Here is a 19,889-nt window from a genome sequence, read left to right as displayed (position 1 = left end):
ACGACTCCTTCTCCCATGGCCCGGTGCGGCTGGTACGCTGCGGTGGGCGCTACGTGGGCGAAAATCAGTGGTGTGTATGCGCGGTGAACGAGTCGGCGATCCGCTGTCGCCACACCTCCCACGACGGCGTCACGTGGTCGTCCGGCAGGTCGACCAGTGCCTCGTCGGTGACCTTCCACGCCTGCTCGACGGAGGTGCCGCAGAACAGCTGGGTGGCGATCTCGTTGTGCGGGACGATCAGCCCGGCGCGGGCCCGCGCGCCGGCCGCGAAGGCCGAACCCTGCGCGATCTGTGGCCGGTAGTCCCAGCCGAGGTCCCACAGCCGGCGCAGCTCCGGTTCGTCGCAGCCGCCGGCATAGGTCGCGGCGAGGCCGGCGCCGCTGTACAGGTCGGCGCGGCGTGACTCGGGAAAATTGTTGATCATTGTCGCGACGAGTTCGGCGTCGGTGCCGCCGACGAACCACATGGCCCGACCGATGCCCTGGTCGATGGCGCGGTTCGCGTACCACCTGAAGTGGTCGGACGGCCAGGGGAAGTCTTTTTCCTGGTACTGCTGGTGGATGTAGCGGTCGGTCTGGAAGTACGCCTGGTGGAAGCCGTAGCCGTCCAGCACCAACCAGCGCAGCAGCGGATCCGGTGCGGTCAGCGTCGACCAGCGGAACCTCGGCAGTCGCGCCATGGCCCAGCCGACGCCCACGTAGACCATGTAGACGTGGGCGTCGCCGCGACCGGCCAGGAAGTCCGCGACCAGGCCCCGGCCACCGACCGGAAGTCCCTCCCGGACCGCGAATCCCATGGCGGCCCCCTCGTAGGCGAACCCCCGGAATCGGAGCGGGACGCCTTCGAGTCGCTGCTCGGCCTCCCGGGACGTACGGGCCTCGGCCGCGTAGCCGTACCCGGTCAGAAAGCTCGCCCCGATGGTTTCCAACAGGTCGCGTCCTTCTTCGCTCTTCACATGAAAGCCGCGGGTGTCCATCCTGGTCTCGGAGACATTGGGAGTCAGGATGCGGCGTCGCAGCGTCCGATAGATGCTCATGGAACGCTCCCCAGCAATCGTCACATGAATCGAATGATGTTCAGGAAAATCGTCGCAGTGATTGTCGTTCACTTCTTCTTCTGCGTTGCCCACTCGCAACAGCGCAATTTGCTTCCTGCGGTGCCACGCGCGCGCGGCACCATTCCGTCCCGGGGCGGGCGGTCGAATGGTGCGGGGAGTGGGTCAGCGTGGCGAGCGGGCACCGGCCAACGGCAGGCCGGACCGGACCAGGGCCCGCCAGACCTCGTACTCCGGCACGTCCGTCGCCGCCAGGCCGCCGGCGGCGACCTCGTCGGCCAGTCGCGCGGCGGCGGCGAGGTCCAGATCGGCCAGCGCGCGGACGGCGACCTCGGTGTGGCGCGGCTCGAAGCCGGAGAAGAAGCGTGCCTTCGCGGCGAACACCGAGCCCTGGGCCAGGTCACGGGTGTGCCCGCCGGCCAGTCGGCGCAGATCGGCCAGTTCGGCCTCGCCGCAGCCGCCGGCGTAGGTCGCGGCGAGACCGACCCCGCTCCATAGGTCGGCTCGCCGATCGGCGTCGAAGCGATCCACCGCCGAGGCGACCTGTGCCACCTGGGCGCCGTGGATGAACCACAACGCCCGGCCGACGCCCTGGTCCCAGGCCCGGGAGAAGTAGGCCGGATGGCCCTGCCACGGGTAGGGCCGGGGCCGCGCCTGGCGGGTCACCCACCTGCCGGTGTCGAAGTAGGCGCGGTCGAAGCCGAGCCCGTCCACCGCCAGCCAGCTCATCGTCGGGTAGTACGGCGTACCGGTCAGGTCGGGCAGTACGTTGCGCCACAGCATCCGCGGCAGCCGGGCCATCGCGAATCCGATGCCGATGTAGGTGAGGAAGATGTGCGGCTGGCCGGAGCCGCTGAGCAGTTCCCGGGCCCGCCCGCCGCGCCCACCGGCCATGGCGTCGCGGATCGTGTACGCCATGGTCGCGCCTTCGTAGGCAAATCCCCGCATCTCCGGCTCCACGAGGGCGAGTCTGCGTTCCACCTCCCAGAGGGTGCGCGCGTCGATCGCCCATTCGAAGCCACAGATCACGGCCTGCGGAATGGCTTCCAGCCGGCGGGTCGCCTCGGTGGGACGCACCGGGAACTTCCGGCCGGCGAAGCTCACATCCGCCAGACTGGGCGTCATCATCAGGCTGCGCAGCGCGCCGAATGTGGTCGGCATGGTACCTCCGTGCCCGTTCTCGGCTGCCGGTCGGCGCCTTTCCCTCATCGTGATCCGTCAATCGGTCCGAACACGTCTCCTGGCGTGCGCTGTCGCCCCGGGTGACGTCATTCGCGTATCCGGGGCCGGCTCAGCAGCAACACCGCCATCGCGCCGACGAGCACCACGGCGACACAGGTGAGCGCGACGTTGACCGGATCCGCCGGAGGCACGTGGGCGTGCGCGTCGGCGGCCGGCGACGGCTGACCCGACGACTCGGCGGCCCGGGCGTCGGGCAGCGAGGGGTCGACGGTGTACCTGCTCATCCCGGACAGCGACCGGCCGTCGTCGAGCAGGACGTGGTACGCGACCAGGTACCCGCCGGGGCCGGCGGAGCCGGTCTGCACCCGGACATCGTCGCCGTCCACCTGGGGATCGCCTTCGGAGACGGTGACGCCGGCCGCGGTCGCCACCGTCACGTGCACCTCGTCCGGGGCGAAGTCACCGGCGAAGGCGAGCACCACGGACGTTGGAGCCGCGGCCAGGCGAGCCCCGTCGGCGGGTGTCATGGACGCGAGCGACGCGGGCTGGGAGGTGCCGAGTATCGCCGGTAGGCCGATCCCGACCGCCGCCACCACGAACGCGACGGCGGTTAACCGGCCGCGCCACCGCTGCCGCGGGGACGGGCCGGTCGGATCGGGTCCGCCACCGGGCGGGTCCGTCATCGGTGTCCCACGGAAACCGGTCTGACCGCCCGGTCGGCGCAGTGACACGGGGCCTGGTCCAGTTCCGTCCGGGTGGGACGCAGGTGGTAGTAGACAGCCACCACCATCGGCAGGAAGACGATGGTGTTGTAGAGCAGGTGCAGTTCGACCCGGGGGATGATCAGTTGGGCGATGCTGGTCGCCGCAGCCTGCCCGAAGAAGAAGGTGCCGGTCTGCGCCTGGACGAACAGGAGCAGGTGCTCGATGTGGTGCCAGAACTGGATGGCGAAGGCCACCATCCACCAGGTACGGGCCCGGCCCACGAAGCCCTTGCGCAGGAGGAACAGTCCGACGACCATCACCAGGGCGTACCCGTAGTGCAGCCACTCCGATGTGACCAGCCACGGGAAGAAGTGGCCGAGCACGCCGCGCGACTGCGACACCGGCCGGTCGAGCGCGTAGATCTGGAAGGCCTGGGTGAGGTGTTCCGCCCAGTGCGCCAGCACGACGAGCATGAAGAGGTTCAGCGAGATGCGGTGGCCCGCCCCGTTGATCCAGTTCACGGACACGCCGGGCGCTCGCCCGGTGGTCGAAAGCGTTGCCATTGTGCCTCCCTGGACACGGTGGCCCGAACCACCTGTTCGATGGGGCCCGTGGGGCCGCCTGCCGAGTGCGATCCCATCCAGTCTGCTGCTCGTCAGCCGAGTGCGGTTCTTCTGGAATGCGCTCTCGGCGGGAGTTCAGGACCGCCTGTGGGTCGGCAGCGGGGCGTGCCAGCTTCCGACCTTGCGGGCGGCGGCGTAGCTCGCCCACGCCGCCGCGTCGAGCAGGGTCACGTCGTCGGGGTGGCGGCCCCGGAAGGCCGCGATGACGTCCTCGTCCACCTGGTACGAGGCCAGTGCGGTCAACAACGCCAGCCGACCAACGGGTCGGTCGGGCTCGGGCAGGCGCTCCACGAGTCGCTCGCACCACTCCCGATTGAGCCCGGTGTCCTCGCCCCGCCAGGTGTCGAGGCGTTCGCGTACCAACTGGCGGACCTCGGGGGAGAGCGAGCGTTCACCCGCCGCCTCGAACGCGGCGTACGAACGGGCCGTCGCCGCCGCCACCGTGTGGCTGGCCAACGCCCAGTTGGCGTCGGCCGGTAGCGGCGCGTCCGGCAGCAGCGTCAGCGAGCGGCCCGGTTCGCGGGGGTCACGCAGGCTGGGACGCAGCATCCGGCTGACCCCGTGCTTGAACCGTCGACGGGCGGCCGGGCCGAGTCCGGGCGGCAGCAGGAAGTTGGACAGGAACACGTTGACCATGCGGGTGAGGTAGTGCAGGCTCACCACCACGCCGACGAGTTCGGGCCGGTCGGCCTCGGCGAACGGGGCCGGTCGGACGCCGGAGTCGTCGGGTTGGCTGGCCATCCTCGCCCAGCTCGCGATCTCGTAGAGCCGTGGGTCGGTGAGGGCGTCGAGCTGGTCGGCCACCAGCGCCTCCGCGTCGTGTTCGGTGGCGAGGTCGTACATGCCGACGCTGTGCATGTCGACGCAGTACGGGCAGATGTTGGCCACCGAGACGGCCGTCGCCACCGCTTCCTTGGCGGCCCGGTCGACGTTCACCGTCGGCAGGAGCGGTTCGCGCATCAGCGTCCAGTACGCCGCGGCGAGTTCGGGCACCACGGAGTGCATCTGCACCGGCGGCACCACCAGTCCCATCTCGTCGAGCACCTGCTCGTAGACCTGGGCGAGCAGCCCGGTCGCCGACGCCACCGGAATCGGTGTCACGTACTTGACCTGTCGCTGCACGACCGATGAGGCGATCCGCCCGATGACCATGCCGGCCTCCGTCGTGGGTGTGCCGACGCGCCGCGATCCGCACGGCACGGCTTCAGATTCCCCATTATCGATGGCGCGGCGGCTCGGACAACGGTCCGGCGGAGACCGGGCAATCTGGAAGTAGCGCCATCGGGAGGCGGCAGTCGGGAAAATGCATTTGCCAGCCCTGCCCACCCCGTGGTCGCCAGGCATTTCAGAAGATGCGCGCTCACGAGCGATCCCCGCACAATTGTGCGACAGGCGAGCGGACGGATCACCGGAGTGAGTTCGCAACGTCGCCGTGTCGATCGCCGGTGCTGGTGGAACGCCGCTCCGGCCCCTTGCCGACCGTCCATTGCCGAGCGCGTTGGTGACAACGCGGAACGCATATTCCATGGATCAACGACAGGCAGCGTTGCCTACCATACGCAGGAGGCGCGACACCGTGCTACCCGACAACCCAGAAGTCGACGTTTCGAGGACGATGACCCTCGAGGCGTTCGCGGACACCATCATTCCCGGGGAGAAACGCTCGTCCGACGACCGGGCGATAGCCGGCGTCTCGACCGGTGGCGGGGCCGTCACCTCGGGCGCCGTCGAACTGCTGGAACACCCCGCCGGCGGGCTGGCCGAGTCGCTCACCGGCCTGGCGCACCTGCTCAACGGTCACGCCGTGCAGTACGCCACTGAGCACGCGGTGCAGCTCGACGACGAGGTCCCGCCCTTTGTGGCGCTGTCGTTCGCCGACCGTACCGCCCTGGTGGCGCGACTGACCGCCGTGGACCACCCGGAGAAGGCACTGTGGGTCGGCGTGGCCCTCTTTTCGAACATGGCCTTCGACAGCGCGGCCCACCTGAGCACCGCGGCGGCGATCGCCGACGGCCACCCGGGACTGCTGACGATGGGCTACGCACCCCCCGACGCCGAGGGCACCTGGCAGTTCCCGCGCTACTCCTACGGCCGTGTGCTGGCCGACCTGCATCCGAACACCACACCGACGGGGAGCCCGGCATGAGCGTTACCGAAGGCACCGATGTCGTGGTGATCGGCAGCGGCTTCGGCGGTGCGATCGCCGCCTACCATCTCGCCGTCGGCGGAGCCCGCGTGGTGGTCCTCGAACGTGGTCCGTGGCTGTCGGCGGACGAGTTCGACCAGGACTTCAAGCTGGGGTCGTCGTACACCCGGATCTTCGACTTCACCATCGGCGACGGGATGAGCGTGCTCAGCGGCAACTGTGTCGGCGGTGGCAGCGTGGTGTACTTCGCCACCATGCCCCGGGCGCCGGGTTTCGTGTTCGAGCGGCAGGGCAGCATCGGTCGGCGGATGTGGCCGGCGTCGATCAGCCGGGAGACGCTCGACCCGTGGTACGACCGGGCGGTCGAGGCCCTGCCGGTGACCAAGCAGAGCTGGGATCAGGTCCCGTACGGCGGTGGACTGTGGGCCGCGGCCTGCCGGCACGCCGGACGGACCGCCAATCCGGCACCCACGGCTGTCGACGTGGCGCGGTGCACGAACTGCAACTGGATGGCGGCCGGCTGCAAGTTCGACGCGAAGAGATCGCTGCTGCTGAACTACCTTCCCGGTGCGGTGGAGCACGGCGCGGAGATCCGGCCCCTGCACGAGGTGCAGCATCTGTCGCGCAACGACGACGGCAGCTACCGCGTGCACTACCGGATCGTCGACGAGGTGGACTACCGGGTTCTGCACGGCAGCGGCGCCATCGACGCCAAGATCGTGGTGCTGGCCGCCGGCACCGGGGCGACGCCGGTGATCCTGCAACGCTCGGAGCCCACCCTGGGTGCGATGCCGCCGGCTGTCGGGCGGTACTTCTCCGGCAACGGCGAGCGGCTCAACACCGCCGTGTTCGACGAGGGCAAGGTGCGCGACCTGCTCGGGCTCAGCCGCGAGGACGGGGTGGCCTACGAGGCACACCAGATCGGGCGCGGTCCCACCGTGGCGAGTTGGGACAAGCTGGACGGCAGCCTGCCCGAGTACGAGCGCTTCTCCCTGGAACAGCTCTACTTCCCGCCCGGCCTGGGAACCATCCTCGCCCAGGCACCGGACGCGGGCGGTCCCACCTGGTTCGGGCCGGAGAAGAAGGAGTTGCTGCGCAGGTGGAAGTCCTGGCTGACCATCTTCACCATGTCCGAGGACGACAACGAGGGCGTGTTCGGGCCGCCGCCGGCCACCGGCAGTGCCACCCGGTTCTCACAACAGATGCTCGGTCACAGCAGCCTGCAGTACCATCCGACCCCGAACACCCGCCGGGGCTGGGAGCTGTCCGACGCCGACGTCAAGGACATCCTGGAGCGCGACGGCCTGGCCCAGGTCACGCCGTGGACCAACGACGTGGTCGGGGCGTACACGGTCCATCCGTTGTCGTCTTGCCGGATCGGCGACGATCCGGCGACCTCGGCCCTCGACGACCGGCACGAGCTGCGTGACCATCCCGGCATCTTCGTCACCGACGGCTCGGCCGTGCCCGGGGCGTTGACCGTGAATCCGGCGCTGACCATCGCGGCGTTGGCCGAGCGGGCCATGCCGGGCATCGTCCAGGCGGCGCGGGACCGGGGAGTGTCCGTCAGCTACCTGGGCGACCTGCCCGAAGGCGTCGAGTCCAGCCAGGCGAGGGTGCTCGGCCGTACCTGAGCCGGCCCATCGCGGGCCGCGGGGACCGGTCGGTGGCCGGTTCCCGCGGCCGGTCCGTCGTTCGCCGTCTCACGAAGGGAACGTCCATGGGTTCACTTCTCGCCTGGGCAACGCGCGGCGGCACGCTGCGCGACATCCAGCACGTCACGCCGGTCCCGCCGGGCTCGGCGCAGGGCCTGGTCGCCGAGGTGTACGACCAGGTCGAGCGGGATTTCGGCATGTTGGCACCGCCCATCAGCCTGCACTCGCCCGCGCCGCAGTGCCTGGCGGCGGTATGGTCGATGCTCCGGGAGAGCCTGTTGGCGTCGGGCGTGACCACCCGCGGCAGCCGGGAGGCGGTCGCCGTCGCGGTCTCGGCGGGGAACAGTTGTCCCTACTGCGTCGACGTCCACAGCGCAACCCTGACCGGTCTGACCGGCGCCCAGGCCGTCGCGGACCAGGACGCGGCGCCCGACCCACGGTTCGACGCGCTCGGTGCCTGGGCCCGGGCCAGCGCGACGAACAGCCCCCTGTCGGCGCCGTTCCCGGCGACGCACGCGCCCGAGCTGATCGGGGTCGCCGTGACGTTCCACTATCTCAACCGGATGGTCAACATCTTCCTGCCTCCGTCGCCGATCCCGCCGGTGGTGCGTGGCGTCGCCCGTCGGGCCGCCGGGCGCGTCGCGGCGCGGGTGCTGGGTTCACTGGCCCGCAGGCCCGTTCGGCCGGGGCGGTCGAGCGGCCTGCTGCCCACGGCGCCACTGCCCGCGGACCTGTTCTGGGCCGCCGGCCATGACGGTGTCGCGACCGCCTTCGCCGCCGCGGTCCACGCAGTCGAGGCAGCTGGCGAGCGGGCGGTCCCCGAGGCTGTACGGGCGTTGGCGGTGGCCAGGCAGGACGATCCGGCGGGCAACCGGCCGGGCCTGGACGCGCGGGATTGGCTGGAGGGGGCGGTGGCGCCGTTGGCCGAGGCTGACCGGCCCGCCGGCCGCCTGGTCATGCTGACCATGTTCGCCTCGTACCGGGTCACCCCGCAGTTGCTGGCGCAGGTGCGGCTGCGTCAGCCCGGTGACGACACGTTGATCCAACTGACCTCCTGGGCGAGTCTGTTGGCCGCGCGCCGGATCGGTGCCCGGCTCGGCGTACGCGACGGTCGAACGGGACGGCACGCCGGGACCGGAGACCTGGCATGACCCGTCCGTCCGGCGCGGTCAATCCGTGGGCCGCGCTGGCGGTGCTGTGCCTGGGCAACTTCCTCATACTGCTGGACACGAGCATCGTCAACACCGCGGCACCCGCCCTGATGGCGTCCTTGGACACCGGTATCGACGAGGTTCTCTGGGTGCTCAACGGCTACCTGTTGGCGCTCGCGTCGCTGTTGATCGTCTTCAGTCGGCTGGGGGACCTGCTCGGTCCGCGCCGGGTCTTCGTCGGCGGGCTGGGACTGTTCGCGATCGCATCTGTGCTCTGCGGCATGGCGTACAGCCCTGGGCAGCTGATCGCAGCCAGGGTGCTCCAGGGTGTCGGCGCCGCGGCCCTGCTGCCACAGGCGCTCGTGCTGATTTCGATGATCTTCGCTCCGCAGCGTCGGGGTGCCGCGTTCGGCATCTTCACCGCGGTCGCGGGCGTCGCGGCGGTCAGCGGCCCGACCCTGGGCGGCCTGGTCGTCACCGAGCTCGGCTGGCAGTGGATCTTCTTCGTGAACGTCCCGCTCGCGGTGGGTGGAATCGTGGCCGCGCGGCGGTTGGTGCCGGACCTGCGCACCCCGTCGCCCCGCAGCTTCGACGCCGTCGGTGTGCTGCTCGCGACCACCGGCCTGTTCGCCCTGGTGTACGGCCTGATCGAGGGTGAGCGCCACCGGTGGGGTACGGTCGCCGGCCCGGTCACCATTCCGGTGGTCCTGTCGGCCGCGCTGTTGCTGTTGGCGGCCTTTGTCTGGTGGGAGCGGCGGCAGGCGGAGCCGTTGGTGCCGCTGACCCTATTCCGCGACCGGAACTTCACGATCGCCACCGCCATCACGTTGATCACGTCGTTCGCGCTCTACGGGTTCCTGCTGGTGTTCGTCATTGAGACCCAGGTGACCCTCGGCATGAGCCCGCTGGCTTCCGGGCTGGCCGCGCTGCCCTGGACGCTGACCCTCAGCGCCGTCGCCCCGGTCGCCGGGCGACTCACCGATCGGGTCGGCGGTCGGGTGCTGCTGATGGCCGGCCTGGCCGTGTACGCCCTCGGCGTCGCCGGGGTCGCGCTGCTCCCCACCCGGGAGTGGACTGGTTGGTCGTACGCCTGGGTGCTGGTCGCGGTCGGCCTCGGTATGGGTGTGGCCATCGCCCCGACGACCACCGAGGCGATGCGCGGTATCGAGCCGGGGCGCGCCGCGGCGGCGTCCGGCGTGCTGAACACCGCACGCCAAGTCGGGGCCGCGCTGGGCGCGGCGGTGATCGGAGCGCTGCTGCAGAATCGCCTGGTCGACGCGATCCGGACGGGGGTGTCGGAGCGTGCGTCCGAGTTGCCGCCCGAGGCCCGGCGCCCGTTCGAGACCGAGTTCGAGCGTTCGGCGGCCAACGGCTTGCAGTTGGGCAGTGGCCAGCATGCTGGCGTCGCCCCACCGGAGGGGTTGTCGGCCGAGGCGGCGGAGCAGTTCCGCTGGCTGGCGGCGGAGATCTTCGCGGACGCGTTCCTGCGGGCCGCCCGCTCGGCGTTGGGCCTCGCCGCGGTCCTGCTGGCGGTGGGCAGTGCGCTGACGATCCTGATGACGCGCGGCACTCGGCACCGCCGACGCGACCGGACCGGCGCCGGCACGTCGGTGAGCTGACCGGTCGACGGCACGCGTTCTGGCGGCTCCCGCCCGAATGGTGTCGCTGCCGAGGACGGCACGGTCGGAGAAGACACCGCAGATCCGCGGAACCATACTAGATCTCGATATTTCAATAGATGACTGGAACGTTGCCGGACCTAGCCGCGCCGTGCGCGGCTTTCGAGAAGGGACGACCGAGTGACAACCAACGACGTACTGGCCGATCTCACCGCCGAAGGCGATGCGATCGACAGCCTGGTGGCCGGCATCGAGCCCGAGCGCTGGACGACGCCGACGCCGGCCGAGGGGTGGACCATCGCCCATCAGATCGCCCACCTGACCGCGACGTTCCGGCTGGCGGCGACGGCGGCTGGCAGCCCGGACGCCTTCACCGCGATGACCGCGCGACTCAGTGCCGACTTCGACGCCAACGTCGACGCCGCGATGGCGCCCTACCTGGCGGAGCCGCCGGAGGTGCTGCTCGCTCGTTTCCGCGACGAACGGGCGGCGGCGGACAAGTCGCTGGCCGCCGTGCCCGACGGCCAGTTGGTTCCCTGGCTGGTGCGGCCGTTGCCGGCTCCGGTGCTGGCCGCCGCCGGCATGATGGAGCTGTTCGGTCACGGTCAGGACATCGCCGACGCACTGGGCGTGCGCCGCCAGTACACCGACCGGATCGGTCACCTGGTCGCCTTCGCCGTACGTACCTGGGATTTCGGTTACCAGGCACGTGGCATGCAGACCCCCGACGTCTCGTTCCGCTTCGTGCTGACCGCACCCTCGGGCATGGTGTGGGAGTTCGGCCCGTCCGACGGCGAGCAGTCCATCACCGGACCGGCCGTCGACTTCTGCCTGCTGGTGACGCGCCGACGCCATCGCGCCGACCTCGCGCTGGCCGCCGTCGGCCCGCAGGCCGACCAATGGCTCGACATCGCGCAGGCGTACCGGGGCCCGGCCGGCCCCGGCCGCTCGCCCGGTCAGTTCGCCGCCGCCCCGCGCTAGTACTCCAGCCGCGCTCGGTGAACCGAGTGTTCTCACAGCTCAGTGCCGGTTATAACGCGGCGGGCGAAGACGGAGCCATCCTTCTTCGGAGGTGAATGCCTGGCCCATTCGCAGGCCAACGGACACCCGTCCGACGGCAAGCTCACACACCCTCTGACGGGTGCTCCGCGGCTGGCCATGCGATGTCATCGACCGCCAGAAATGGCTCGCCGGCCAGACCGGAGTCAGCCCGGTGAACGCCACGACGTCCCGATGCAGGTGGGACTGGTCGGCATAGCCGCCCTCCGCCGCGACTCGGGCTGCGCCTTCACCTGCGGCCAGGCGGTGGGCGGCATGGTCGAAGCGGACCAGCTTCGCGGCGCGCCTTGGGCGGCAAACCGATCTGCGACCGGAACCGGGTCCACAGGCGCTTACGGCTCCATCCAACCTTGGCTGCCAGTCTGTCGACCCGGACCAAGCCGCGGCTGGCGACGATCTGGTCCCAGGCCCATGCCACCTCGGGGTCCACGGACGACCCCGTCTCACGTCGACGGGCAAGTAACGCGTCCGTCAAGGCGAAGCGATCCCGCACGAGGAGACATCGCCCAGCTGCTCGCGGATCCTGTGACGCCTCGCGGCCCCACAGGTCGTCGAGCGCCACTACGGCGCCGTCCAGGTCGGCCGGAGAGATGCCCAAGACCGCGCGCGACCGCCGGTGACAGGCGCACCTGCACGGCCTCGAAGTGCTCGCCCCGCACCCGAACCGGGCCGGGTCCGAACCCGAGCCCGGCGACGAGACTTCCTCGCTGCTGCCGCCCGGCGGCGTCGCCCACGATGAGTGGGCCAGCAGGACTACGCCTCGCCGGCCGGATCTCGCCCCGGGCCATCGAGGTCCACGACCCCGGAGCGCGTCACGCGCGGGTCGCCGACGACCGGGGATGTGTCGCTGCCCGCCGCTGTGTTCGGCCGTCACCGTGTCGAAGGCCTTCGGTGGGCACGCTGTTTCCTTGCCGGGCGGCGATTCCACGGCCGCGGCGTGCCGCCCGGCCGCCGCACCCACGCACAACCGGCGTCGGCGGAGCTGGTCGCTCCGTCAGTCACGCGGGCAGTTCTGGTAGACCGCGAGCCGCCACTGGCCGTCCTGGTTCACCAATATCCACGAGGCCCGGATGGCGGCCTGGGAGGAGAGCTCGGTTTCGCCCGGTTCGAGTACGCCGCCTTGGGTCAGCAGGGCGACGGCGCCCGGAGCGAGCGGCCTGATCTCGATGGGTTGCCCGGTGACCTGGGTCCCCTGGTAGCGGCCGGCATACCCGGCGGCCATGAACTCGCGGATCTGCGCACGGCCCTTCTTGTACACACCGGGCAATATCATCGTCCCGTCCTCGACGAACAGGTCGGCGAAGGCGTCGGCGTCGTGAGCCGCCCAGGCGGCGATCATGCGGGCCGGTACGGCGGCGATCGCCGCCTGGTCGGCCGCCGACGGACCAGCGGCGGTCGGCGCGGAGGTACTCGCGGTCATCCTCGGTCACTTCCTTCGTATATTGATCGGCCTATCTACATGTTCGTTCCGCCCCGACCGCGGCGCATCTCTGAGACTGCTCTGCTCCGCCCATGTCCGGGCGTCGGCCCGGCCGGAGGCTCGCGACCCACGGCCGGCCAGCGGACCAGCTCTGGCGGGGCTGGGGGCCGGAGCGTGCTCGACCCGGCGGACGGCAGGCGGTCGTGGTCGCTGGTCGGAAGCGACCCGTGGGCGAGTAACCGGGTTCCTCACGCCGGGTTCCTCACGCCGCCACCTCGATCGCCGCGTCGTCGCCGACGAGCAACCGGTGACCCGCCTCCGCGCCGGTACCGCCGACGATGCTGGCCCGCCGTCCGATCAGGGAGCCGTACAGCGCGGAGACCTGCACGACGGAGACGCGGTCCAGCAGGATGGAGTCGGCCACCCGACTGCGGCGCAGCACACAGTCGCGCCCGATCGCGGTGTAAGGCCCGATGTGGCTGTCCTCGATGACGGTGCCCGTGCCGATGATCGCCGGCCCTTCGACGCGGGATCGTTCGATCCGCGCGCCGGCCTCGATCACCACCTGCGGGCCGATCCGGCTTGCGGCGTCCACCGTGCCGGCGATGTCCGACGACAGGTCGCTGAGCAGGCGTCGGTTGCACTCCAGCAGGTCGTCGGGCTGGCCGGCGTCCTTCCAGTACCCGTCGTACTCGACCACCCGCACCGTCCGGCCCTGTTCGAGCAACCACTGAACGGCGTCGGTGATCTCCAGCTCGCCTCGGGCGCTCGGCCTGATCGACGCGATCGCCTCGTGGATGGCCGGCGTGAAGAAGTAGACGCCGATCAGAGCCAGGTCACTGCGGGGATCCGAGGGCTTCTCCACCAGCCGGACGACCCGGCGCTTCTCGTCCAGCTCGACGACGCCGAAGTTGCCGGGGTCGGGAACCTTGTGCGCGGCGAGTTGCGCGGACGGCCGCCATCGGCCGAACTCCGTGGCGATCTGCTCGAGTCCGCTCGGCATCACGTTGTCACCGAGGTACATGACGAAATCGTCGGAACCGAGGAACGGTTGGGCGGTCCGTACGGCGTGCGCCAGGCCGCCCGGTCGGTCCTGGTGGATGTACGTGATCGGCGTGTCCCAGCGGGATCCGTCACCGATCGACGCGGGGATCTCGGAGTCCGGGGTTCCGATCACGATTCCGATCTCCGTGACGCCGAGGCGCTGGATAGCGTCGAGGGCATATTCGAGAATCGGCCGGTTGGCGATCGGCAACAACTGTTTCGGGAGCGAATAGCTCAATGGTCGCAGACGGGTACCGGACCCACCGGAGAGCACTAGCGCCTTCATTTTCTTCTCTCGCTTCCATCGAGCGGACCAGGCCGATTGTCGGACGATCAGTCCAGGGGGAGCTGCACGTCGCTGTAGAGAGGAATGTGGCGAGAATAGGTGGATCGGGGATTGCGGTTATGTCATCCGATCGCAAATCCAATGGTACCCATTCACGCTTCGACCGCTTCTCTCAGCGTGCGGCCCTCGTACGACGGGGGAGTCGTGCCCGGTCGCACCGGCCACCGCGCTATTCCGGTCGACCGGGCGACGCTTCCCGCACCAGCTCGACACAGGCCCCCGTGCTCATCAGGCGGCCACGCTCGAAATCGACACCGAATTCCACCGTGCCGATTTCCGCCGTCGCCTTGCCCATGATCCGATCCACATCGGCCTGCTCGGCGGGTGGCAGGGGAGCGCCCGCCGCCTGTCGGGTCGCCGCCGCCGCGCCGAGCAGCCGGGCGGCGAGGTGGTGGTGCCCGGCGAGCACCTGCGCTCCGGCCAGACCCTCCAGGGCGAGCACCACGCCGCGCGGATCGCTCGCCATCTGCGTCGCGATGGCGAGCCCTTCGAGATGCAGGATCTGCGCGGTCGCGGCGTCTCCGCGCTGCTCGGCGACGAAGCCGAGTTCCGGCAGGATCAACGCGAGCGGCAGCGTGTCACCCAGTTCGTAGTTCTCCCGGGGTAGCCACTCCAGGACGTCGCGAAGGTGCTTCTCGGCGGCGTCGAGCCGACCCTCCCGGCGGGCCAGGATACCCAGGCCCATCTCGGCGAAGATCTCTCCCGGCTTGTAACTCTGTTCGACGGCCAACTGTCGGGCCCGCTGATGCAGGTCCCTGGCCTCGTCGAAGTCGCACCGCAACATCGCGATCCGGCCGAGCCACGACAGCCGGCTGGACGCCTCCGGCCACAGGCCCAGTCGTTCCGCGGTACGCAACCCGTCCCGGTGCATCCGCGCGGCCTGGTCATGCTGGCCCCGTACCTCGGCGAGCGTCGCCAGCGAGTCGGTGGCCTGTAGCTGGCCCCAACGGTCGCCGAGTTCGCCGAAGATGAGCGCGCTCTGCTCCCCGTGTCGTTCCAGCGCGGCCAGATCGCCACGGACCATGCCGTGCTTGGCCAGGGTGCTCAGCGCGGCTGCCTCGCCCCAGCGATCGCCGCATCGACGAAAGCCGTCCAGGGCACGGTGCACCAGCTCGGTGCTCGCGGACAGGTCGCCGAAGTCGGACTGGACGAAGCCGAGGAACCATTGCGCCCGCGCGTGGCCGACAGGATCGCCCAGACCCTCGTACTCCTCCAGCGCCTTGACGCCGGCCTCGATGGCGTCGGGCTGTTCCCCGGCCACCACCGCGAGCCCGGCCCGCCAGGCCGTGGCCCGGGCCCGGGCGGGGGTGAGTGTCGGCCCCGGCATCTCCAGTGCGGCCGTCAGGTGGCGCATGCCCTCGCGGAGTCTGCCGCGAAGGAACCAGTACCAGGTCAGCGCGTTGGCCAGGCGCAGCACGTCGTCGGTCTGGCCGTCCCGGACCGCGTCGTCGTGCGCGGCCCGCAGGTTGGCGGTCTCCTCGTCGAGGCGTTCCAGCCAGAGCTGTTGGGCGTTACCGTGCAGCTCTCCCTCCGCTCGTTCGGCCAGGCCGAGGTAGTAGCGGCGACACCGCCGCCGGATCCGCTCGACGTCGTCCTCGTTGCGCAGCCGGACGAGACAGTAGTCTGCGATCGACTCCATAAGGTGGTAGCGGGGACCGTCGGTACCGTCGGTGGTGAATACGAGACAGCGGTCGACCAGTCGGGCCAGCAGGTCGAGGACGTCCTCGGCGGCCACGTCCTCGTCGGCGCACACCAGCTCGGCGGCGTCGAGGGTGCACCCGCCGACGTGCACGGCCAGCCGGCGCAGCACCGAGCGTTCCGGATCGGACAGCAGCTCCCAGCTCCAGTCGATCATTCCGCGCAGCGTCTGCTGGCGCGGCGGCGCCCCACGGTGCCCGGCCGCCAGCAGCCGGAAGCGGTCGTCGAGCCGGGCGACGATCGCGTGTACGCCGAGCGCCCGTACCTTGGTGGCCGCCAGTTCCAGGGCGAGCGGGATGCCGTCGAGCCGGCGGCACAGCACGGCGACGGCCGGTCCGTTGTCCCGGTCGAGCCGGAAGCCGGGAGCCGCCGCGGCGGCCCTGGACACGAACAGCCGGACGGCCCCGGAGCGCATCAGCACCTCGGGCTCGGCGTCCGAGGCCGGCGGGGGCAGGTCGAGCGGCGGAACCGACCAGAGCTTCTCACCGGCCACCCCGAGCGACTCCCGACTGGTGGTGAGAATGCACAAACCGGGTGTGGCACGCAGCAGCATCTGCGCCACCTCGGCGACGGCGTCCACCAGATGCTCGCAGTTGTCCAACACCAGCAGCATCCGCTTGCTGTCGAGTGCCTCCCGCAGTTGCGCCACCGGCGCCAGTGGCTCGGCCCCCGGGGCTGTCTCCCGGATCCCCAGGACCGTCATGATGGCGGTCGTGACGGAGGTGATCCCGTCCGTCGTGCCGGCGCGACCGAGTGGCGCGAGCTCGACCATCCACACGCCGTCCGGGTAGGCCGCAAGCTGCTCACCGGCGGTGTGGATCGCCAGGCGGGTCTTGCCCACTCCACCCGGCCCGGTGAGGGTCACCAGTCTGCCGGCCCGCAGCAGTGCCACCACCTCGGCCGCCGCCTCCTCGCGGCCGACCAGTTCGCTGATCGGCGAGGACAGGTTGGTGAGAGGCCGGCTGGGCGACACCGTCGCCACCGCCCGGGAGACGGACAGTGCGGGGTCCTGTCGCAGCATGGACTGGTGCAGCCGGACCAGCTCCGGCCCCGGGTCGACGCCCAGTTCCTCGGCCAACCGGGCCTGGATCTCCCGATAACTGGCGAGCGCCTCGCTCTGCCGGCCGGACCGGTAGAGCGCGCGCATGTGCAGACCCCGGAGCCCCTCCCGGTACGGATGGCGGGTCACCAGGTCGCCGAGTTCGGCGATCACCGGGCCGCAGTCGTCCAGCTCCAGCTGCGCGTCGGCCTGCTGTTCCAGGGCGACCAGCCGTTCCTCCTCCAGCCGGGCGGCCACCCGCTGGGCGAACGGCCAGTCGGCGAAGTCGACCAGGGCCGGCCCGCGCCAGAGGCGGAGCGCGTCCGCCAGCCACCCGGCCCGGGTACGCGGGTCCCGCGCGGTCCGGGCCCGGCGGGTCAGGGCGGCGAACTCACCGGCGTCCGTGGCGTCGGGGGTGAACTGGAGCAGGTATCCCGGCGGTCGAGAGACCAGCAGGGCCCGGGCGCCGGGCTCGGCGTCGTCCAGGACCCGCCGCAGCCGGGAGACCTTGAGTTGCAGAGCGCCGACGGGATTGTGTGGCGGGTGTTCGCCCCAGAGGTCGGCGACCAGGCGCTCCGCCGCTACCGGTTGCCCCTCGTGCACCAGGAGGTCGGCCAGCAGCGCCCGCACTTTCAACTCGGGGATCTGGACCGGCTCACCGCTTCTGGTCCGCACCTCAAGCGGACCTAACACCCGGAAATGCACGGAGTAACCGTACCGCGACGGTGTGAATCATGGTGCGACCGGCGCCCACTGACGACCGACAGTCCACCGATGGTCGGCCGACAGCGCGCATCTCCAGACTGGACGCCAAACGCCAAACGCCATCCGACGGAGGTGCATTGATCGTGACGGCGGGCTCCTGATGAGCGACGACGATCTTCTGCGCGTGGCGGTCATCGTCGGCAGCACCCGCAACGGCCGGTTCGGTCCCTCGGTGGCGGCGTGGTTCGTCAGCCGGGCGTGCCGTCGCACCACGTTAGACATCGATCTGATCGACCTGGCCAAGGTACGGTTGCCCGACGTTCTGACCGACCAGGAGGAACCGGTCCCGGCGCCGGTGCTGGCGCTGGCGCCACGGCTCGCCGCCGCGGACGCGTTCGTCATCGTGACCCCCGAGTACAACAGGAGCTTTCCCGCGCCGCTGAAGACCGCCGTCGACTGGTACGCGGAGGAATGGCGGGCCAAGCCGGTCGCGGTGGTCTCGTACGGGGGACCGTCCGGCGGGCTGCACGCGACGAGTCAGCTCCGCGAGGTGTTCACCGAACTGCACGCCATCACGATCCGGGACTCGGTCAGCCTCCCCGAGTACTGGAACGACTTCGACGCGGACGGCACGTGGCCGAAGCCGTCCGCCGACTGCCACACCGCCCTGAACGCCATGCTCGACCAGCTCACCTGGTGGGCCCGGGGGTTACGGGCGGCCCGCCGTGCGCACCCGTACGTCGTCTGAAGTGATTCGAAACAAGAAGGGATTCCATGAACGCCAACGTCTCCGTCGGGGAAGTCCCGAAAGCAGGCCGTCGGGAATGGATCGGTTTGGCGGTACTCGCGCTGCCGACACTGCTGTTGTCCTTGGACATCAGTGTGCTGAACCTGGCGTTGCCCCACCTGAGTGAGGAACTGGGCGCGAACAGCACCGAACAGCTCTGGATCGTCGACATCTACGGGTTCATGATCGCCGGCTTCCTGCTCACCTGGGGGACGCTGGGGGACCGCATCGGACGCCGGAAACTCCTGCTGATCGGCGCCGCGCTGTTCGGCGCCGCCTCGGTGCTGGCCGCGTACGCGGACAGCCCGACGACGCTGATCCTGGCGCGGGCCGTGCTCGGCATCTCGGGTGCGACCCTGATGCCCTCGCTCCTGGCGCTGATCAGCAACATGTTCAAGGATCCGACCCAGCAGGGGCTGGCGATCGGTGTCTGGATGAGCTGCTTCATGGGCGGCATGGCGATCGGCCCGGTCGTCGGTGGGGCCATGCTGGAGTCCTTCTGGTGGGGCTCGGTGTTCCTGATCGGGCTCCCGGTCATGGCGCTGCTGCTGGTGCTGGGGCCGATCCTGCTTCCGGAGTACAAGGCGCCCGAGGCCGGCCGGCTGGACCTGCTGAGCGCGGTGCTGTCCCTCGCCGCCCTGCTGCCGATCATCTACGCGGTGAAGAAGTTCGCCGCCGACGGCCTGGGCGTGCCGCAGGTCCTGTCCCTGCTGGTCGGCCTCGCCTGCGGCACGGTGTTCGTACTCCGCCAGCGTCGCCTGGCGCACCCGCTGCTCGACCTGCGTCTGTTCGGCAACCGCACGTTGCGGGCCGCGCTCGGGGTGGCGCTGCTCTGCTCGGCGACCATGGGCGGCATCACCCTGCTGGTGGCGATGTACCTCCAGCAGGTGGCCGGGCTGTCGCCACTGGTCGCGGGTCTGTGGCTGGTGCCGTCCTTCATCCTGGCCATCGCGGGCAACATGGCGGCCCCGGCCCTGGCGGCCAGGTTCAAGCCGTCCTACGCCATCGCCGGCGGACTCCTCGTCACCGCCGTGGGACTCGTCATGCTGACCCAGGTCAACAGCACGGGCAGCATCGCCCTCGTCGTGATCGGGTATGCCATCGCCTTCGCTGGCACGAGCCCGATGGGCGTGCTGAGCACCCAACTGGTGGTGGGGTCCGCCCCGCCGGAGAAGGCCGGCGCCGCCTCGGCGTTGTCGGAGACCAACGGGGAGTTCGGGATCGCGTTCGGCGTCGCCGCCCTCGGTAGCTTGGGCGCCGCCGTCTACCAGGGACGAATGGCCGAGATCCCGGCCGAGATTCCGTCCGACGCCGCTACCGCGGCCCAGGACAGCCTGCCCGCCGCGTCCGCGACGGCCGGCGAACTGCCCGGCCAACTCGGCACCGTGCTGCTGGACGTCGCCCGGAACGCCTTCACCGGCGGGCTGCACGTGGTCGCGACGGTGTCGGCGATCGCCATGGTGCTGTTCGCCGTCATAGCCCTCGTGCTTCTGCGGACGGCGACGCCGGGTGTCGGAGCCACCGAGGAGCAGTCGCCGGAGGAGACCGCCCGACCCGGTGCGCCCGTGCCGCCGCAGGGCGGGACCGGTCTGCCGGAGGCGGTCGGGGAGGTCAGGCGGTAGCCGAGCGCGACCGGCGCGGTGACGGCGGACGTCGC

15 protein-coding genes are annotated in these 19,889 nt (G+C 70.5%); 7 read left to right on the top strand and 8 right to left on the bottom strand.

Annotation, left to right across the window (positions count from 1 at the left end):
- Window positions 1-64: 64 nt before the first annotated feature.
- The 5 genes from BDK92_RS05785 to BDK92_RS05765 form a co-directional block, all read right to left on the bottom strand.
- A complete protein-coding gene (locus BDK92_RS05785; RefSeq protein ID WP_121155288.1) occupies window positions 65-1,036 on the bottom strand; it encodes a DUF1702 family protein in 972 nt (323 codons plus the stop codon).
- A 183-nt stretch (window positions 1,037-1,219) separates the two neighbouring features.
- Window positions 1,220-2,215 carry a DUF1702 family protein gene (locus tag BDK92_RS05780; RefSeq protein WP_121155286.1) on the bottom strand — a complete coding sequence of 332 codons (996 nt, stop codon included), beginning with the start codon at window positions 2,213-2,215 and terminating at the stop codon, window positions 1,220-1,222.
- 107 nt (window positions 2,216-2,322) lie between these two features.
- Window positions 2,323-2,919 (bottom strand): copper resistance CopC family protein, encoded by a 597-nt coding sequence (locus BDK92_RS05775; protein WP_121155284.1) that lies wholly within the window; start codon window positions 2,917-2,919, stop codon window positions 2,323-2,325.
- Window positions 2,916-3,503 carry a hypothetical protein gene (locus tag BDK92_RS05770; RefSeq protein WP_121155283.1) on the bottom strand — a complete coding sequence of 196 codons (588 nt, stop codon included), beginning with the start codon at window positions 3,501-3,503 and terminating at the stop codon, window positions 2,916-2,918. The genes BDK92_RS05775 and BDK92_RS05770 overlap by 4 nt, the downstream gene beginning before the upstream one ends.
- A gap of 135 nt (window positions 3,504-3,638) precedes the next feature.
- Window positions 3,639-4,715, bottom strand: a complete 1,077-nt coding sequence (locus BDK92_RS05765; protein WP_170208510.1) for a carboxymuconolactone decarboxylase family protein — start codon at window positions 4,713-4,715, stop codon at window positions 3,639-3,641.
- A 463-nt stretch (window positions 4,716-5,178) separates the two neighbouring features.
- On the opposite strand from BDK92_RS05765, the gene BDK92_RS05760 reads away from it, so the two are divergent.
- From BDK92_RS05760 to BDK92_RS05740, 5 genes are all read left to right on the top strand, one after another.
- A complete protein-coding gene (locus BDK92_RS05760) occupies window positions 5,179-5,709 on the top strand; it encodes a DUF5987 family protein (protein WP_121155279.1) in 531 nt (176 codons plus the stop codon).
- Window positions 5,706-7,343: a GMC family oxidoreductase N-terminal domain-containing protein gene (locus tag BDK92_RS05755; protein ID WP_121155277.1), complete on the top strand. Its 1,638-nt coding sequence runs from the start codon at window positions 5,706-5,708 to the stop codon at window positions 7,341-7,343. The genes BDK92_RS05760 and BDK92_RS05755 overlap by 4 nt, the downstream gene beginning before the upstream one ends.
- Before the next feature lie 86 nt (window positions 7,344-7,429).
- Window positions 7,430-8,515, top strand: a complete 1,086-nt coding sequence (locus BDK92_RS05750) for a carboxymuconolactone decarboxylase family protein (RefSeq protein WP_121155275.1) — start codon at window positions 7,430-7,432, stop codon at window positions 8,513-8,515.
- A complete protein-coding gene (locus BDK92_RS05745) occupies window positions 8,512-10,134 on the top strand; it encodes a DHA2 family efflux MFS transporter permease subunit (protein ID WP_121155273.1) in 1,623 nt (540 codons plus the stop codon). The genes BDK92_RS05750 and BDK92_RS05745 overlap by 4 nt, the downstream gene beginning before the upstream one ends.
- Window positions 10,135-10,314: 180 nt before the next feature.
- Complete coding sequence (locus BDK92_RS05740) at window positions 10,315-11,115, top strand: TIGR03084 family metal-binding protein (RefSeq protein WP_121155271.1); 801 nt, start codon at window positions 10,315-10,317, stop codon at window positions 11,113-11,115.
- Window positions 11,116-12,187: 1,072 nt separating this feature from the next.
- Here the strand turns inward: BDK92_RS05740 and BDK92_RS05730 are convergent.
- The 3 genes from BDK92_RS05730 to BDK92_RS05720 all read right to left on the bottom strand — a co-directional run bounded on the left by BDK92_RS05730 (window position 12,188) and on the right by BDK92_RS05720 (window position 17,415).
- On the bottom strand, window positions 12,188-12,613 hold the full coding sequence (locus BDK92_RS05730; RefSeq protein ID WP_121155269.1) for an SgcJ/EcaC family oxidoreductase: 426 nt from the start codon (window positions 12,611-12,613) through the stop codon (window positions 12,188-12,190).
- 262 nt (window positions 12,614-12,875) lie between these two features.
- The gene (locus BDK92_RS05725) at window positions 12,876-13,943 is read right to left on the bottom strand and encodes a glucose-1-phosphate thymidylyltransferase (protein WP_121155267.1); all 1,068 of its coding nucleotides are present in this window, start codon (window positions 13,941-13,943) and stop codon (window positions 12,876-12,878) included.
- Window positions 13,944-14,172: 229 nt separating this feature from the next.
- Window positions 14,173-17,415 carry an AfsR/SARP family transcriptional regulator gene (locus BDK92_RS05720; protein ID WP_211349098.1) on the bottom strand — a complete coding sequence of 1,081 codons (3,243 nt, stop codon included), beginning with the start codon at window positions 17,413-17,415 and terminating at the stop codon, window positions 14,173-14,175.
- A 190-nt stretch (window positions 17,416-17,605) separates the two neighbouring features.
- Between BDK92_RS05720 and BDK92_RS05715 the strand changes: the two genes are divergently transcribed.
- A complete protein-coding gene (locus BDK92_RS05715) occupies window positions 17,606-18,193 on the top strand; it encodes an NADPH-dependent FMN reductase (protein ID WP_121155263.1) in 588 nt (195 codons plus the stop codon).
- Between the two features lie 26 nt (window positions 18,194-18,219).
- Window positions 18,220-19,854, top strand: coding sequence for an MFS transporter (locus BDK92_RS05710; protein ID WP_121155261.1), 1,635 nt, complete (start codon window positions 18,220-18,222; stop codon window positions 19,852-19,854).
- Window positions 19,855-19,889: the final 35 nt, after the last annotated feature.

It is taken from the genome of Micromonospora pisi (genome assembly GCF_003633685.1).
GTDB classification, from domain to species: domain Bacteria; phylum Actinomycetota; class Actinomycetes; order Mycobacteriales; family Micromonosporaceae; genus Micromonospora_G; species Micromonospora_G pisi.
This window is presented reverse-complemented; position numbering and strand designations above follow the sequence as displayed.